The following is a 17,095-nucleotide window of genomic DNA, read 5'->3' on the forward strand; positions in this document are numbered from 1 at the left end:
CCCACAGTGGGCGCGCCCCTTCCGCGCGTACCGGGCCGTACCGGTCTCAGTGCGGGCCGCGGTCGAGGTCGAACTCCCCGTCCCGGGCGCCCAGTACGAACGCCTCCCACTCGGCCGCCGTGTAGCGCAGCACCGTGTCCCGGTCCAGGGAGGACCGCATGGCCACCGCACCCTCGGGCAGCCGGGCGATCTCGACCCGCTCCTCGTCCGGGGTGGTCCCGGGCGGGCCCTCCCACTCCACGCCGCTGATGTCGAGCGCGTACAGCTCGTCCTTCTCCTGCTGGGTGCCCATGTGCGGCCTCTCCCTCGGCGGTCCTACGCTGCCGATTATCAGGGCTCGCTGCCGAGCCGGGGGAGCGTTTCCGGTTGATCACCCTCCGTTCCTGCCGAGAACCGGGCCCCCGCGGCACTGAGGACCCGGCCGCCGAGGGAGCGGCCGGGCCAGGCCCGGGCGGGGCCCGGGCGGGCTCAGGCCCCCGGCATCCGGCCCAGCTGCACCAGCGAGGTGCCCCGCCGGCGCGAGGAGAAGTACCCCCTGCCCGGCGGCATCGGCCGCGGCCGCACGGCGCCGATCAGGTCGCCCTCGGAAGGATCGCCCGACAGCACCACGCCCTGCGCGCCCAACTCCTTGATGCGCTGCATGAACGGCTCGTACAGCGACCGCGAGGCCCCCGCGGAGTTGCGCGCGATGATGAACCGGACACCCGTGTCCCGGGCGAACGGCAGGTACTCCACCAGCGGCGCCAGCGGATTGCCCTGGCTCGTCGCCACCAGGTCGAAGTCGTCGATGATGATGAACACGTCCGGCCCCGTCCACCAGCTGCGGTCCCGCAGCTGCTGCGGGGTGACGTCCTCCGGCGGCTGCCGCCGGGCGAACACGCCGCCCAGCGCCTCCATGTGCATCTGCAGGGAGCTCGCCATCGGCGCGTACTCCAGCAGGTGCTCCTCCGGCAGCGCCCCCAGCAGGGTGCGCCGGTAGTCGCCGACGACCAGCCTGGCCCGGTCCGGGGTGTACCGCTGCGCGATCTGCTGCGCGATGAGCCGCAGCAGGTTCGTCTTGCCCGACTCGCTCTCGCCGAAGACGAGGAGGAACGGGTCCGCCTCGAAGTCGACGAAAACCGGCTCCAGGTTCGTCTCGTCGATGCCGATCGCGATGCCGCGCTCGGGGAACTGGCCGCCACCCGGCAGCTGGTCCGCGTGCAGCAGCCGCGGCAGCAGCCGGACGCCCGGAGCCGCCGGTCCCGACCAGTTCTGCTTGACCGCCGACACGAACGCCGCCGTCGCGTCCGCCAGCTCCTCCACGTCGTGCGAGCCGTCGATCCGCGGCAACGCCCCCAGGAAGTGCAGCTTCTCCGGCACCTGGCCGCGGCCCGGCATCCCCGTCGGGACGTTGGCCGCGACCTTCCGGTCGAACTCGGAGTCCATGACGTCACCGAGCCGCAGCTCCAGCCGGCCCAGCATCTGGTCCTTCAGCGCGGCCCGCACCTCCATGTAACGCGCCGCCGTGATCACCACGTGGATGCCGTAGCCCAGACCTCGCGACGCGATGTCCGTGACCACCTGCTCCAGGCCCTCGTACTCGCCCCGGAAGCCGCCCCAGCCGTCGATGACCAGGAACACGTCGCCCCACGCCTCGCCGGGCAGCTCGCCCGCCGCCCGCTTGCGCCGGTAGGTGCCGACCGAGTCGATCCCGTGGGTCCGGAAGAACTCCTCGCGGCGGTTGAGGATGCCGCCCACCTCCGCGACCGTGCGCCGTACCCGCTCCGGGTCCAGGCGCGAGGCGATCCCCCCGACGTGCGGCAGCTCCGCCACCGCAGACATACCGCCACCACCGAAGTCCAGCCCGTAGAACTGCACCTCGCGCGGGGTGTGCGTCAGCGCGAACGCGGAGATCAGCGTCCGCATCAGCGTCGACTTGCCCGACTGCGGACCGCCGACCACCATCATGTGGCCCGCCGCCCCCGAGAAGTCCCGGTACAGCACCTCGCGCCGCTGCTCGAACGGCTTGTCGACGAGCCCGAGCGGCACCACCAGCCCGCCCGGCCGTGTGTACCCCTCCGCGTGCAGCCCGCGCTCCGCCGAGGCCGCCAGTGCCGGCAGCAGCTGGTCCAGCGCCGGAGCCCGGTCCAGCGGCGGCAGCCACACCTGGTGCGCGGGGACCCCCTGCCCCTCCAGCCGGGACACGATCACGTCCAGCACCGTGTCCGCCAGCGCGTCGTCCTCCTGCTCGGTCTGCGCCGCCAGGTACGCCGGGTCGGGGGCCGCGTACACCACCGGCACCGGCGCCGCCGTGAACAGCGCGGGCCGCCGCTCCACCGGGAACCGGCCCACCGACAGCTCCCGTCCGCCCGAGCGGTACGTACCCGAGACGTACGCCGCCTTGAAGCGGACCATCTCGTCCGTACCGAACTTCAGGTAGCCCGAGCCCGGCACCGACGGCAGGTGGTACGCGTCCGGCACACCGATCGCCGTGCGCGACTCCGCCGCCGAAAAGGTCCGCAGACCGATGCGGTACGACAGGTACGTGTCCAGCCCGCGCAGCTTGCCCTCCTCCAGACGCTGCGAGGCCAGCAGCAGGTGCACGCCCAGCGAACGGCCGATGCGGCCGATCTGGATGAACATGTCGATGAAGTCGGGCTTCGCGGTCAGCAGCTCGCTGAACTCGTCGATGACCAGGACCAGCGAGGCCAGCGGCTCCAGCGGGGCACCTGCCGCGCGCGCCTTCTCGTAGTCGTGGATGTTCGCGTAGTTGCCCGCCGAGCGCAGCAGCTCCTGCCGGCGCTGCAGCTCGCCGCGGATCGAGTCGCCCATGCGGTCCACGAGCGTCAGGTCGTCCGCCAGGTTGGTGATGACGGCCGCGACGTGCGGCATCTGCCCCATGCCGGTGAACGTCGCACCGCCCTTGAAGTCCGCGAGGACGAAGTTCAGGGTCTCCGAGGTGTGCGTCACCGCCAGGCCCAGCACCAGCGTGCGCAGCAGCTCCGACTTGCCCGATCCCGTCGCGCCCACGCACAGGCCGTGCGGGCCCATGCCCTCCTGCGCGGCCTCCTTCAGGTCCAGCATCACCGGCGAGCCGTCCTCGCCGACACCGATCGGCACGCGCAGCCGCTCACCGGCCGACCGCGGCCGCCAGGTCCGGGCCACGTCGATCGACGCCGCATCGCCCAGGTTCAGCAGGTCCGTGAAGTCCAAGTTGGCCAGCAGCGGTTCGTCGTCGTCCCCGCCGCCCGTGCGCAGCGGCGCCAGCTGCCGGGCGAGCGCCTCCGCCGCCGGCAGCGACAGACCGTCCGGCAGGCCCTCGTAGGCGACCCCGCCGCCCGACTCCAGGCGCAGCCTGCCCGGACGCGCCACGACCGACAGCCCGCCGCGCGGCTCGTCCAGCTCGCCCGCGATCACCTCGACGATCGTCACGCCCTGCAGGCCCTCGGCCGCCGCGAACGCCGACTCGGCCGGCACCAGCCCGCCGCGGGAGTTGGCGTCCAGGACGACGACCAGGTGCGGCTGGTCCAGCACCGGGGAGGTGTCCCGGCTGAACCGCGGCCGCCCCTCCAGCCGGGGCGCCAGCAGCGCCTCCACCTCGGTCAGGTCGTCGCCGAACAGCCGCTTGCTGCCCGCCCCGTCGACCTGCCCCGGCACCTGGGTGTGCGGCAGCCACTTCACCCAGTCCCACGCCTCCACCGCACCCGGCGCGGCCACCACGGCCACCACCAGGTCGTCGGGGGAGTGGAGCGTCGCCAGCTGCGCCACCATCGCCCGCGCCGCACCGCGCGCCGACTCCGGCTCCCCGGACACCGTCACGTGGTAGAACGCCCGCAGCGACACCGCCACCGGCAGCCCGTCCAGCGAGGAGTGCACCCGCAGGAACCGCTGCATCGCGCCCGCGGTCAGCGGCTCCAGCTCGTCCACCGGCGCCGTGTCCGGCGCCACCAAAGGAGTCGCCAGGCGCTGCACGCCCAGACCCAGCCGGGCCTGCCCGAAGTCGGCGTCGCCCACGCGCCGTTCCCACAGCCGTGACCCCTCGGCCACCACCGACCACAACTGCTCGGGCGCCGGATGCAGGTACAGTTGCGCGTCCCGCTGGGCCCGTGCGGTCCGGCGCACCTGACGGCGCGTCTGCGCGAGGTATTTCAGGTAGTCCCTGCGCACATCGGCCATTTGCCCCTGCGTACCGCGCCGGTGGCGGACCACCTGCGCGATGACCATGGCCACCGTCGACACCAGCATCAGCACGCCCATGATGCGCATGAACGGCGCCGCGCCCGGCATGAAGAAGAAGACGACCGAGGAACCCATGCCCAGCATCGGCAGGAGCTGCATCAGCATGCCCTCCTGCTGCCCCCGGGGAAGCTCCGGCGGGGCTTCGAGCCTCAGCTCGTCCGAAGGGACTTCGGGCGGCAGGGACCGCGGCGGGCGTTTGACGACGATCTGACTCACCGGAGCACCAATCCCTCGAAAACGGACCGGACGCTGCTGCGGCGCCCCAAGTCCCGGGCGCGTAGGGGCTCTCATCCGCTGGGGCCCCGCCCAGCGATAGCCGGGGAGGTGATCCTACTTGCCGACCGTCATACGTACTCCCGGTAGGGTGGCCCGCGCATTGTGCGCACCCGCGAATCCGAGACGGCCGCGGAACGCGCCCGCTCCGCCAACCAGGGGGTCCCACAGGTGAGTACGGCCGCAGCGACGGGCTTCTGCAGGGTCACCGTCGTGGCTCCCGACAGCCGCATCGACGTCGCCCTCCCCGAGGACATCGCCGTCGCCGACGTCTACCCCGAACTGCTGCGCCTCACCGGCCAGACCCAGCCCGTCGGCGCGCCCACCGGCTACCACCTCGTCCGCCGCGACGGCACCGTCCTCGACGGCGCGCGCACCCTCGCCGCCCAGCAGGTCCTCGACGGCGAGGTGCTGAGCCTGCGCCCGTTCGCCGAGTCGCTGCCGCCCGCCGTCTTCGACGACGTCTCCGACGCCGTCGCCTCCGCCGTCGTCCGCGACCGCCACCTGTGGAGCGACGACATGCTGCGCGGCGCGGGCCTGGCCGGCGCCGCCGTCCTGCTCGTCCTGCTCGGCTTCGTCCTCTGGTACGCCGACCCCGTCCGGCACGACATGCACGGCCTGCCCGGCGTCATCGCCGGAGCCGTCGGCGTCCTGCTCACCGCCGCCGCCGGCGTCCGCGCCCGCGTCTACCGCGACCGCGGTTCCGCCGTCGCCCTCGGCCTCGGCGCGCTGCCCCAGATGATGATCGCCGGGTCCGGCATCGTCGCCCCCGCCGCCGGCCAGGGCCCCGGCCGCCTGCAGTTCCTGCTCGGCTGCGCCTGCGTCCTGGTCGCCTCCGTCGCCCTCGTCGCGCTCACGCCCCACGGCGACGCCCCCTTCGTCGCGGCCACCTTCCTCGCCGCGACCGGCACCCTGGCCACCTTCCTCGCCATCGTCACCGAGGCCTCCGCCACCGCCACCGCCGCCTGCTGCGCCCCCGTCGCCATCGGCCTCGTCGCCTTCCTGCCCGGCCTCTCCGCCCGCTTCGCCCGGCTGCCCATCGGCTACGCCGCCCCGCGCAGCGCCGTCGAGGTGTACGAGACCCCGGACCGCTACGAGACCGAGCCGTACGGCGACCCCGCCGTTGGACCCGACCAGGGCGAATCCGGCGGCCCGCTCGACGCCGACGCCATCGCCGCCCAGGCCCGCCGCGGCCACGAGCTGCTGCTCGGCCTGGTCGCCGGTTGCGCCGCGGTCGCCGTCGGCTCCGCCGCCGTCCTCGGCTTCTCCGACAACACCTGGAGCCGTCTCCTCGCCCTGGCCACCGGGCTGGCGATGCTGCTGCGCGCCCGGCTCTTCCGCTACACCTCCCAGGTCGTGTGCGCCCTGGTCGCCGGCCTGGCCGCCGTCGCCCTGCTGGTCCTGGGGCTGGCCCTGCACCCGCCCGCCGACCTGCTCGTGGAGCTGACCCGCTACCACGACCGCGGCGGCCTGGACCTCCGTGCGACCTGGCTGTCCGCCTCGGTCGCCGCCGGCGCCGCCCTCCTCGCCGGAATTGCGCTGGTCATACCCCGCAAGGGTCTGTCACCCTTCTGGGGGCGACTGCTCGACCTCACCGAGGCGGCCGTCCTGCTCAGCCTCGTCCCGCTGGCCCTGGCCGTCCTCGACGTCTACTCCCGGGCCCGCTCGCTCACCAGCTGAGACACGCCGCACGGCCGCCTGGTACGCTGTGTGACGGCCGTTTGTGTACGCGGCCCCGGAGCACTCCGGGGACTGCGCCCAGCGGACCCGCCACCCGAGTCACGGAAGCCCCAGAGACGACGACCTGGGGCACTCGGTGGCCACGAATCACCCAAGAGGAGTAAACGTGTCGCTCGACGCCGCCACGAAGAAGCAGATCATGGCCGAGTTCGGTACCAAGGAGGGCGACACCGGCTCCCCCGAGGTCCAGGTCGCGATGCTTTCCCGCCGCATCTCGGACCTGACCGAGCACCTGAAGGCCCACAAGCACGACCACCACTCCCGCCGGGGTCTGCTGATCCTCGTCGGCCAGCGCCGCCGCCTGCTGCAGTACCTGGCCAAGAAGGACATCCAGCGCTTCCGTACGCTGGTCGACCGCCTCGGCATCCGCCGTGGTGCGGCCGGCGCCAAGTAAGTCGCTGAGAAGGGAGCGGTTCCCACGATGAGGGGACCGCTCCCTTTGCCGTACGTGCCGTGCGCCCGCTCTGCGTGCGGGACGTACCGGACGCTTTGTAGTCTGGACGCACGTGCGCGTCGCACTGCGGTGCACAACTGAAGAGGGAGAAGCGCCCTCCTACGCCGCCGGTCCTCGGTAGTGGTACCCGGAATGCCTCACGGGCGCCGAACCGGGTACTTCGATCGAAGACCGGCCCGCACGCAAGGAGCGCTTCTCCAGCCGTCCGCCGCCACACGGGCCGCGGACGGAGACGACGAAAAAATGGAGAAAACGCTAGTGGAGAACGAGACCCACTACGCCGAGGCCGTCATCGACAACGGTTCCTTCGGCACCCGTACGATCCGCTTCGAGACGGGCCGCCTGGCCCGCCAGGCCGCCGGCTCCGCCGTCGCCTACCTGGACGACGACACGATGGTGCTGTCCGCCACCACCGCGTCGAAGAAGCCCAAGGACCAGCTCGACTTCTTCCCCCTGACGGTGGACGTCGAGGAGCGGCAGTACGCGGCCGGCAAGATCCCCGGCTCCTTCTTCCGCCGAGAGGGCCGGCCCTCCGAGGACGCGATCCTCACCTGCCGCCTGATCGACCGCCCGCTGCGCCCGTCCTTCAAGAAGGGCCTGCGCAACGAGATCCAGGTCGTCGCCACCATCATGGCGCTCAACCCGGACCACCTGTACGACGTCATCGCGATCAACGCCGCGTCCGCGTCCACCCAGCTCGCCGGCCTGCCCTTCTCCGGCCCGATCGGCGGCGTCCGCGTCGCTCTGATCAAGGGCCAGTGGGTCGCCTTCCCGACGCACTCCGAGCTCGAGGACGCCGTCTTCGACATGGTCGTCGCGGGCCGCACCCTGGAGGACGGCGACGTCGCGATCATGATGGTCGAGGCCGAGGCCACCGAGCAGACCATCACCCTCGTCAAGGGCGGCGCCGAGGCGCCGACCGAGGAGGTCGTCGCCGCTGGTCTCGAGGCCGCGAAGCCGTTCATCAAGGTCCTGTGCAAGGCCCAGTCGGACCTCGCCGCCAAGGCCGCCAAGCCCGAGGGCGAGTTCCCGATCTTCCTCGACTACGAGGACGACGTCTTCGCCGCCCTGGAGCAGGCCGTCCGCGGCGAGCTGGCCCAGGCCCTGACCATCGCCGGCAAGCAGGAGCGCGAGGTCGAGCTCGACCGCGTCAAGGAGCTCGCCGCCGAGAAGCTCCTCCCGGCCTTCGAGGGCCGCGAGAAGGAGATCTCCGCCGCCTACCGCAGCCTGACCAAGGCCCTGGTCCGCGAGCGCGTCATCAAGGACAAGGTCCGCATCGACGGCCGCGGCGTCACCGACATCCGCACCCTGGCCGCCGAGGTCGAGGCGATCCCGCGGGTCCACGGCTCCGCCCTGTTCGAGCGTGGCGAGACCCAGATCCTGGGCGTCACCACCCTCAACATGCTCCGCATGGAGCAGCAGCTGGACACCCTCTCCCCGGTGACCCGCAAGCGCTACATGCACAACTACAACTTCCCGCCGTACTCCACCGGCGAGACCGGCCGCGTCGGCTCCCCCAAGCGCCGCGAGATCGGCCACGGCGCCCTCGCCGAGCGCGCCCTCATCCCGGTTCTGCCGAGCCGCGAGGAGTTCCCGTACGCGATCCGCCAGGTGTCCGAGGCCCTCGGCTCCAACGGCTCGACCTCCATGGGCTCCGTCTGCGCCTCCACCATGTCGCTGCTGAACGCCGGTGTGCCCCTCAAGGCCCCCGTCGCCGGCATCGCCATGGGCCTGATCTCCCAGGAGATCGACGGCAAGACCCACTACGTCGCCCTCACCGACATCCTCGGTGCGGAGGACGCCTTCGGCGACATGGACTTCAAGGTCGCCGGCACCAAGGAGTTCGTCACCGCCCTCCAGCTCGACACCAAGCTGGACGGCATCCCCGCCTCCGTCCTGGCCGCGGCCCTCAAGCAGGCCCGCGACGCCCGCCTCCACATCCTCGACGTGATGATGGAAGCGATCGACACGCCGGACGAGATGTCCCCGAACGCCCCGCGGATCATCACCGTCAAGATCCCCGTGGACAAGATCGGCGAGGTCATCGGCCCCAAGGGCAAGATGATCAACCAGATCCAGGAGGACACCGGCGCCGAGATCACGATCGAGGACGACGGCACCATCTACATCGGTGCCGCCGACGGCCCGGCCGCCGAGGCCGCCCGCGCCACGATCAACTCGATCGCCAACCCGACCATGCCGGAGGTCGGCGAGCGCTACCTGGGCACGGTCGTCAAGACCACCACCTTCGGTGCGTTCGTCTCCCTGCTCCCGGGCAAGGACGGCCTGCTGCACATCTCGCAGATCCGCAAGCTCGCCGGTGGCAAGCGCGTGGAGAACGTCGAGGACGTGCTCGCGGTCGGCGCCAAGGTCCAGGTCGAGATCGCCGAGATCGACCAGCGCGGCAAGCTCTCCCTGATCCCCGTGATCGAGGGCGAGGACGCCGCCGAGGCCGACAAGGACGACTCCGACAAGTGACGTCGCGTAGTTCCCGTGTGACGGCCCGCCCCTCTTCGGAGGGGCGGGCCGTTGCCCGTACCCAAACCCTCCTCAAGGGTGAGAAGGGCATCGGCACCGTCCGGCGCACCGTCCTCCCCGGCGGACTGCGCATCGTCACCGAGACGCTGCCCTCCGTCCGCTCCGCCACCTTCGGCATCTGGGCGCACGTCGGTTCCCGCGACGAGACGCCCGCGCTCAACGGCGCCACGCACTACCTGGAGCACCTCCTCTTCAAGGGCACCGGCAGGCGCAGCGCCCTCGACATCTCCTCCGCGATCGACGCGGTCGGCGGCGAGATGAACGCCTTCACGGCGAAGGAGTACACCTGCTACTACGCACGGGTGCTCGACACCGACCTGCCGCTGGCGATCGACGTCGTCTGTGACATGCTCACCGGCTCGCTGATCCGCGAGGAGGACGTCGACGCCGAGCGCGGCGTCATCCTCGAAGAGATCGCGATGACCGAGGACGACCCGGGCGACTGCGTGCACGACCTGTTCGCGCACACCATGTTCGGCGACTCCCCGCTGGGCCGGCCCGTCCTCGGCACCGTCGACACGATCAACGCCCTCGGCGCCGACCGCATCCGCCGCTTCTACAAGAAGCACTACGACCCCACCCACCTGGTCGTGGCCGCCGCCGGCAACGTCGACCACGGCAAGGTCGTCCGCCAGGTCCGTGCGGCCTTCGAACGCGCCGGCGCCCTCGGGCGCACCGACGCCGAGCCCATCGGCCCGCGCGGCGGCACCAAGCGGATCCGCGCCTCCGGCCGCGTCGACCTGATCAGCCGCAAGACCGAGCAGGCGCACGTCGTCCTCGGCATGCCGGGCCTGGCCCGCACCGACGACCGCCGCTGGGCCCTGGGCGTACTGAACACCGCCCTCGGCGGCGGCATGTCCTCCCGGCTCTTCCAGGAGGTCCGGGAGAAGCGCGGCCTGGCCTACAGCGTGTACTCGTACACCTCGGGCTTCGCCGACAGCGGACTGTTCGGCGTGTACGCGGGGTGCCGCCCCAGCCAGGTCCACGACGTGCTGCGGATCTGCCGCGGCGAGCTGGAGAAGGTCGTCGCGGAGGGCCTCACGGACGAGGAGATCAAGCGGGCCATCGGCCAGCTGTCCGGCTCCACCGTCCTCGGCCTGGAGGACACCGGCGCGATCATGAACCGGATCGGCAAGAGCGAGCTGTGCTGGGGCGACCAGATGTCGGTCGACGACATGCTGGCCCACATCGCCGCCGTGACCCCGGACGACGTCCGCACGGTCGCCCAGGACGTACTGGCCCAGCGGCCGTCGCTCGCGGTGATCGGCCCGCTGAAGGAGAAGCAGGCCGCCCGCCTCGACGAGGCGGTGGCCTGAGCCGTGCGCGGCGGGGGAGTCGGCCGGCAGCCCTCCGGGGACGGCCGGCCCCCACCCCGCCCCCCCCCCCGGGGGCCTGGCCCCCACGACCAGTGGAAGCGAAGGAAGTACGCATGAGCAGCAAGCTGCGGGTCGCGGTACTCGGCGCCCAGGGGCGCATCGGATCCGAAGCCGTCCGGGCCGTCGAGGCCGCCGAGGACATGGAGCTGGTCGCCGCGCTCAGCCGCGGGGACAAGCTGGAGACGCTGGCCGAGACCGGCGCGCAGGTCGCCGTCGAGCTGACCACCCCCGCGTCCGTCATGGGCAACCTCGACTTCTGCATCCGTCACGGCATCCACGCCGTCGTCGGCACCACCGGCTGGACCGAGGACCGCCTCGGCCAGCTGCGGGGCTGGCTCGCCGGCTCCCCCGAGACAGGCGTGCTCATCGCGCCGAACTTCTCCATCGGCGCCGTCCTCACCATGAAGTTCGCCGCCCAGGCCGCCCGCTACTTCGAGTCCGTCGAGGTGGTGGAGCTGCACCACCCGAACAAGGTCGACGCCCCCTCCGGCACGGCCACCCGCACCGCCCAGCTCATCGCGGCCGCCCGCGCCGAGGCCGGCTGCTCCCCGCAGCCCGACGCCACCGCCACCGCCCTGGACGGTGCCCGCGGCGCGAACGTCGACGGCGTCCCGGTGCACGCGATCCGCCTGCGCGGCCTGCTGGCCCACCAGGAGGTGCTGCTCGGCGGTGAGGGCGAGACCCTGACCATCCGTCACGACTCGCTCCACCACAGCAGCTTCATGCCGGGCATCCTGCTCGGTGTGCGCCGCGTGGTGGCGACCCCGGGCCTCACGTTCGGCCTGGAACACTTCCTCGACCTCGGCTGACGATCAGGCAGTAACACCCATGCGCGCGAAGATCACTTATTTCATCACGGCCGCCGTCCTGGTCGTCTACTTCGTCCTGGTCGGCAGCCGGGGCCTGTTGCTGATCCGGCAGGGCACTTGGCTGACCGTCGCCTTCGGTGCGGCCGTGCTGGTCCTGCCGGTCATCGGCCTGTGGTTCCTGTGGAAGAACACCCGGTTCGTCACGCGGGCCAACCAGCTCGCCGTCGAGCTGGAGGCCGAGGGCGGGCTACCGGTCGACGAGCTGGAGCGGGACGAGTACGGGCGGATCCTGCGGGACTCCGCCGACGCGGTCTTCGCGCGCCGCAAGGCAGAGACCGAGGACGCGCCGGGGGACTGGCGCAGCTGGTTCCGCCTCGCCGTCGCCTACCACGACGCCCGCGACACCCCGCGGGCGCGCAAGGCCATGCAGCGGGCCATCGCCCTGCACGACAGGAAGCCCGCACGGGCCTGATCCCGTACGGGCTTCCCGTGCGCGCCGCGGGCCTCAGGCGGCGGCGCGCACCGTCCGGTACTCGTCGGCCCAGGCCTCGACCATGTCGACGGCCCGGGCGAAGGCCTCGGACCGGGACAGGAAGTCGGCGTTGTGGTCGGTCAGCAGCACCGGCAGCTCGGCGCCGTCCCGGCGGGTCGCCGTCAGGGCCTGGCCCTGCACCGTCCTCGGCAGTCCGAGCCAGCGCACGGGCTGCTGCACCGTGCGGAACTCCCCGATCTCGTCCCAGGCGACCGAGCGGGCGCCGAAGAACCCGACCCGGCGCAGGCCCGAACGGCTCACCCACACGCCCGTCATCAGCATCCGCACCGCGGTCCCGACGACGCTGAGCGCGGCCACGAGGCAGACCCCCGCCCCGGCCCAGGCGCCCGCGAAGGCGATGATCATCGTGGCGAGCAGCATGAACGCGGCGAGCAGGAGCAGCAGCGCGGAGCCGGCCACCCGCCAGGGCCCGGGCCGGTAGGGCCGGCGCCAGCGGTCGTGGTCGTCGTGGGCGAGCGGGACGTCTTCCTCTTGCGCGTCGAACGCGCCGTCGGCCGTCAGGAAGGGCAGGGGCACGGCTGGACCTCACTCAGATGCACGTTCGGTTGGGCTTGCCCGTGAGGCTACCGCCCGTCGGAGGCCTGCGACTGCTGCGACGTGGCGGGCGCTTGACGGGGCTGCAGTGCGGGAACGCCGAAGAGCAGGGAGCCGACGAGCCCCGCCACCACGGTCAGACCGACCAGACTACGGGCGGCCGTCTGCGTCTTGCTCAGGCGCTCGCGCGGCGGCGGGGTGACGTTGCTGCGGAAGCGGTCGGCCTCGGCGACGAAGGCGAACGGGACGGGCTCGCGCCGGGAGCCACCACCCGGTGGGTGCCGGTGGACGGGCACGGGGCGACCCTCCTCACGGTCGGGGCCCCGGTGCGGGGCGGCGGGCGGACGGGGGCTACCGGTAAGGACGTACGAACCGTCCCGTTGGTGCCGGAAATCCGGGTTGGTGGGAGGGATTTCACGGCGGTCCGTCAGCCGCGCGGACGGCCGGCGGCGCGGGGCACGTGCAAGAAGTGCTGCTAGGGGCGCCGTAGAGTGGGCGCGCCCCCTGTAGGTCGTCCGGAAGGATCCCCGGTGAGCGAGACCGCCGCCTCAGCCCTGAAACCCGTCTTCCGCAGTGATGTGACGGTCGAACTGGTCAAGCACACCGCCGCCGATTCGGACGTGCTGTGGGCCGCCCGGGTCTCGACGGCCGGCGAGCTGTCGCTCGACGAGCTGCAGAAGGACCCGGAGCGCTCCAAGGGACTCATCAACTACCTGATGCGGGACCGTCACGGCAGCCCCTTCGAGCACAACTCGATGACCTTCTTCATCAGTGCCCCGATCTTCGTGTTCCGCGAGTTCATGCGGCACCGCGTCGGCTGGTCGTACAACGAGGAGTCGGGTCGCTACAGGGAGCTCCAGCCGGTGTTCTACGTCCCGGACGCGGAGCGCAAGCTGGTCCAGGAGGGCCGCCCGGGCAAGTACGTCTTCGTGGAGGGCACCGAGGCCCAGCTGGAGCTCACCGGCCGGATCATGGAGGACTCGTACCGCCAGGCGTACGAGGCCTACCAGGAGATGCTGGCGGCGGGCGTGGCCCGCGAGGTGGCCCGCTCGGTCCTGCCGGTCGGCCTGTTCTCCTCGATGTACGCCACCTGCAACGCTCGCTCGCTGATGCACTTCCTGGGCCTGCGCACCCAGCACGAGCTCGCGACCGTGCCGTCCTTCCCGCAGCGGGAGATCGAAATGGTCGGCGAGAAGATGGAGCAGCACTGGGCCAAGCTGATGCCGCTCACGTACGCCGCCTTCAACGCGAACGGCCGCGTGGCCCCGTAGCCGGCGGAGGGGGCGGGGGCCCGGCGCTCGATCGCCCCGCCCGTTCCGTACAGATGTACAGAACCAAGTCCGAAGTGTCCGTATTGCGGCGTTTCGTGAAGTTCATCTAGGCTGATCAAACGGACCCGGCACTGCTTGAACCCCCGAGCAGGCAGTGCCGGGCTCCAAGGCCCCTCCCGGCCGCCGCAGGAAGGCGCACCTCCGTTGACGTCCCCCGAGGGGTCACCGTGGGCGTGGCAGCGAGTAGCGTGTTACCCATGGCTCCGATCTCGACTCCGCAGACCCCCTTCGGGCGGGTCCTCACCGCCATGATCACGCCGTTCACGGCGGATGGCGCACTCGACCTCGACGGCGCGCAGCGGCTCGCCGTCCACCTGGTGGACGCAGGCAACGACGGCCTGATCGTCAACGGGACCACCGGTGAGTCCCCGACCACCACCGACGCGGAGAAAAACGACCTCGTACGAGCCGTCCGGGAGGCGGTCGGCGACCGCGCCCACGTCGTCGCCGGCATCGGCACCAACGACACCCGCCACACCCTGGAGCTCGCCCGCCAGGCCGAGCGCGCCGGGGCGCACGGCCTGCTGGCCGTCACCCCCTACTACAACAAGCCGCCGCAGGAGGGCCTCTACCGGCACTTCACGGCCGTCGCCGACGCCACCGAGCTCCCGGTGATGCTGTACGACATCCCCGGCCGCAGCGGCGTCCCGATCAACACCGAGACCCTGGTGCGGCTCGCCGAGCACCCCCGCATCGTGGCCAACAAGGACGCCAAGGGCGACCTCGGCCGCGCCAGCTGGGCCATCGCCCAGAGCGGCCTGGCCTGGTACTCCGGCGACGACATGCTGAACCTGCCGCTGCTGTCCGTCGGCGCCGTCGGCTTCGTCTCGGTCGTCGGCCACGTGGTCGCCCCCGAGCTGCGCGCCATGCTGGAGGCCCACCTCGGCGGCGACGTCCAGAAGGCCACCGAGATCCACCAGAAGCTGCTCCCGGTCTTCACCGGCATGTTCCGCACCCAGGGCGTGATCACCACGAAGGGCGCCCTGAACCTCCAGGGCCTGCCCGCGGGCCCGCTGCGCCTCCCGCTGGTCGAGCTGACCCCCGAGGAGACCGCCCAGCTCAAGATCGATCTTGCTGCTGGCGGGGTACAGCTCTGACAACGGACTTCACAACTGAATAAGCAAGACCCGAACCAGACACATGCAAGTGCACGAATGCACGACTGACATGCGCGCCACGTGCCTTACGAGGTACGTGGCGTGCGTGGTGAGGAGAGACTTTTGAGCCATCCGCACCCTGAGCTCGGCCCGCCGCCGAAGCTTCCCAAGGGCGGCCTGCGGGTCACCCCGCTGGGCGGCCTGGGCGAGATCGGCCGCAACATGACCGTCTTCGAATTCGACGGCCGTCTGCTGATCGTCGACTGCGGCGTGCTCTTCCCCGAGGAGGAGCAGCCGGGCATCGACCTGATCCTGCCGGACTTCACGTCCATCCGGGACCGGCTCGACGACGTCGAGGGCATCGTCCTCACGCACGGTCACGAGGACCACATCGGCGCCGTCCCGTACCTCCTGCGGGAGAAGCCGGACATTCCGCTGATCGGCTCGAAGCTGACGCTGGCCCTCATCGAGGCGAAGCTGCAGGAGCACCGCATCCGCCCCTACACCCTTGAGGTGAAGGAGGGCGACCGGGAGAACCTGGGCGTCTTCGACTGCGAGTTCATCGCGGTCAACCACTCCATCCCGGACGCGCTGGCGGTCGCCATCCGCACGCCCGCGGGCCTGGTCGTCGCCACCGGCGACTTCAAGATGGACCAGCTCCCGATGGACAACCGCCTCACCGACCTCCACGCGTTCGCACGGCTGAGCGAGGAGGGCATCGACCTCCTCCTGTCGGACTCGACGAACGCCGAGGTCCCGGGCTTCGTCCCGCCGGAGCGCGACATCTCGAACGTGATCCGCGGCGTCTTCGCGGGCGCCCAGCGGCGGATCATCGTGGCGAGCTTCGCCAGCCACGTCCACCGCATCCAGCAGATCCTGGACGCGGCGCACGAGTACGGGCGCCGGGTGGCCTTCGTGGGCCGTTCGATGGTCCGCAACATGGGCATCGCCCGTGACCTGGGGTACCTGCGGGTCCCGCAGGGCCTCGTCGTGGACGTGAAGACCCTCGACGACCTGCCGGACGACGAGGTCGTGCTGGTCTGTACGGGTTCCCAGGGCGAACCCATGGCGGCCCTGTCCCGCATGGCGAACCGCGACCACCAGATCCGGATCGTTCCCGGCGACACCGTGATCCTGGCGTCGTCGCTGATCCCGGGCAACGAGAACGCGGTCTACCGCGTGATCAACGGTCTGACCCGCTGGGGCGCCAACGTCGTGCACAAGGGCAACGCCAAGGTGCACGTTTCCGGTCACGCGTCCGCGGGCGAGCTGCTGTACTTCTACAACATCTGCAAGCCGCGGAACCTCATGCCGGTCCACGGCGAGTGGCGCCACCTGCGTGCGAACGCGGAGCTCGGCGCGATGACGGGTGTCCCGAAGGACCGCATCGTCATCGCCGAGGACGGTGTCGTCGTCGACCTCATCGACGGCAAGGCCCGGATCTCCGGCAAGGTGCAGGCCGGCTACGTGTACGTGGACGGCCTCTCGGTCGGCGACGTCACCGAGACCTCCCTCAAGGACCGCCGGATCCTCGGCGAGGAGGGCATCATCTCGGTCTTCGTCGTGGTGGACAGCACCACGGGCAAGGTCGTGAGCGGCCCGAACATCCAGGCCCGCGGCTCCGGCATCGAGGACTCGGCGTTCACCGCGGTCCTGCCGAAGATCGAGGAGGCCATCGCCCGCGCCGCCGCCGACGGCGTGGCGGAGCCGCACCAGATCCAGCAGCTCATCCGCCGGACCATGGGCAAGTGGGTCTCCGACGGCTACCGCCGCCGGCCGATGATCCTCCCGGTCGTCGTCGAGGTCTGAGCGCTGACGTAACCCAGTCACCGGAGCGGGGCAACCGGATTTGCATCGGGGGCCCCGCTCCAGTACGTTTACGGCTCCACCTCGTAACAAGCCCGGGCACACAGCTGTGCCCGGACTCGTCGTGCGAGTGGGACGGTAATCAGCACCCAGGGATACCTGATAAGGTCTGATCCGCCCGAAAGGGAAAGGCCCTCCAACGGCCACTGAATTCAAATCCGGACCGGAAACGGAACGGAAAAGGATCTGGTAAGGTTGGAATCGCCGGAAGGGGAAAACGCGAAAGCGAAGAACCGGAAAGCGAAGCGCGAAACACTCTGATAGAGTGGGAAACGCAAGAACGAAAGCCCGGAGGAAAGCCCGAGA

General features: G+C 71.2%; 13 protein-coding genes. 9 read left to right on the forward strand and 4 right to left on the reverse strand.

Features of this window, described 5'->3' with window-relative positions; genetic code table 11:
* Positions 1–46: 46 nt before the first annotated feature.
* A complete protein-coding gene (locus ACFV7Q_RS34185; RefSeq protein WP_360628154.1) occupies positions 47–292 on the reverse strand; it encodes a DUF397 domain-containing protein in 246 nt (81 codons plus the stop codon).
* A 176-nt stretch (positions 293–468) separates the two neighbouring features.
* Positions 469–4,434: a type VII secretion protein EccCa gene (eccCa, locus tag ACFV7Q_RS34190; RefSeq protein ID WP_385434677.1), complete on the reverse strand. Its 3,966-nt coding sequence runs from the start codon at positions 4,432–4,434 to the stop codon at positions 469–471.
* A gap of 228 nt (positions 4,435–4,662) precedes the next feature.
* Between eccCa and eccD the strand changes: the two genes are divergently transcribed.
* From eccD to ACFV7Q_RS34220, 6 genes are all read left to right on the forward strand, one after another.
* A complete protein-coding gene (eccD, locus tag ACFV7Q_RS34195; protein ID WP_385434679.1) occupies positions 4,663–6,171 on the forward strand; it encodes a type VII secretion integral membrane protein EccD in 1,509 nt (502 codons plus the stop codon).
* A 166-nt stretch (positions 6,172–6,337) separates the two neighbouring features.
* Positions 6,338–6,625, forward strand: a complete 288-nt coding sequence (rpsO, locus tag ACFV7Q_RS34200) for a 30S ribosomal protein S15 (protein WP_179173034.1) — start codon at positions 6,338–6,340, stop codon at positions 6,623–6,625.
* Positions 6,626–6,943: 318 nt separating this feature from the next.
* Complete coding sequence (locus ACFV7Q_RS34205) at positions 6,944–9,163, forward strand: polyribonucleotide nucleotidyltransferase (RefSeq protein ID WP_385434698.1); 2,220 nt, start codon at positions 6,944–6,946, stop codon at positions 9,161–9,163.
* On the forward strand, positions 9,160–10,539 hold the full coding sequence (locus ACFV7Q_RS34210; protein ID WP_385434681.1) for a M16 family metallopeptidase: 1,380 nt from the start codon (positions 9,160–9,162) through the stop codon (positions 10,537–10,539). Before ACFV7Q_RS34205 ends, ACFV7Q_RS34210 begins: the two co-directional genes overlap by 4 nt.
* 113 nt (positions 10,540–10,652) lie before the next feature.
* Positions 10,653–11,408: a 4-hydroxy-tetrahydrodipicolinate reductase gene (dapB, locus tag ACFV7Q_RS34215; protein ID WP_385434684.1), complete on the forward strand. Its 756-nt coding sequence runs from the start codon at positions 10,653–10,655 to the stop codon at positions 11,406–11,408.
* A gap of 19 nt (positions 11,409–11,427) precedes the next feature.
* The gene (locus ACFV7Q_RS34220) at positions 11,428–11,880 is read left to right on the forward strand and encodes a hypothetical protein (protein WP_385434686.1); all 453 of its coding nucleotides are present in this window, start codon (positions 11,428–11,430) and stop codon (positions 11,878–11,880) included.
* Between the two features lie 33 nt (positions 11,881–11,913).
* On the opposite strand, the gene ACFV7Q_RS34225 is transcribed toward ACFV7Q_RS34220, so the two are convergent.
* Positions 11,914–12,477: a hypothetical protein gene (locus ACFV7Q_RS34225; protein ID WP_385434688.1), complete on the reverse strand. Its 564-nt coding sequence runs from the start codon at positions 12,475–12,477 to the stop codon at positions 11,914–11,916.
* A gap of 47 nt (positions 12,478–12,524) precedes the next feature.
* Positions 12,525–12,791 carry a hypothetical protein gene (locus ACFV7Q_RS34230; protein WP_385434690.1) on the reverse strand — a complete coding sequence of 89 codons (267 nt, stop codon included), beginning with the start codon at positions 12,789–12,791 and terminating at the stop codon, positions 12,525–12,527.
* 234 nt (positions 12,792–13,025) lie between these two features.
* Between ACFV7Q_RS34230 and thyX the strand changes: the two genes are divergently transcribed.
* The 3 genes from thyX to ACFV7Q_RS34245 all read left to right on the forward strand — a co-directional run bounded on the left by thyX (position 13,026) and on the right by ACFV7Q_RS34245 (position 16,732).
* Entirely contained in the window at positions 13,026–13,766 is a 741-nt protein-coding gene (gene thyX, locus ACFV7Q_RS34235) for an FAD-dependent thymidylate synthase (RefSeq protein ID WP_385434692.1), read from the forward strand.
* Between the two features lie 257 nt (positions 13,767–14,023).
* The gene (gene dapA / locus ACFV7Q_RS34240; protein WP_385434694.1) at positions 14,024–14,923 is read left to right on the forward strand and encodes a 4-hydroxy-tetrahydrodipicolinate synthase; all 900 of its coding nucleotides are present in this window, start codon (positions 14,024–14,026) and stop codon (positions 14,921–14,923) included.
* Between the two features lie 123 nt (positions 14,924–15,046).
* Positions 15,047–16,732 (forward strand): ribonuclease J, encoded by a 1,686-nt coding sequence (locus tag ACFV7Q_RS34245; RefSeq protein WP_385434696.1) that lies wholly within the window; start codon positions 15,047–15,049, stop codon positions 16,730–16,732.
* Positions 16,733–17,095: the final 363 nt, after the last annotated feature.

The sequence above is a fragment of the Streptomyces sp. NPDC059851 genome, assembly GCF_042732005.1.
Taxonomy (GTDB): Bacteria; Actinomycetota; Actinomycetes; order Streptomycetales; family Streptomycetaceae; genus Streptomyces.

Excerpts from the sequence above, each read along its gene's own strand:
- ACFV7Q_RS34185 (WP_360628154.1), bottom strand. The coding sequence starts at position 292 with ATGGGCACCCAGCAGGAGAAGGACGAGCTGTACGCGCTCGACATCAGC.
- dapA (WP_385434694.1), top strand. The coding sequence starts at position 14,024 with ATGGCTCCGATCTCGACTCCGCAGACCCCCTTCGGGCGGGTCCTCACC.
- ACFV7Q_RS34220 (WP_385434686.1), top strand. The coding sequence starts at position 11,428 with ATGCGCGCGAAGATCACTTATTTCATCACGGCCGCCGTCCTGGTCGTC.
- dapB (WP_385434684.1), top strand. The coding sequence starts at position 10,653 with ATGAGCAGCAAGCTGCGGGTCGCGGTACTCGGCGCCCAGGGGCGCATC.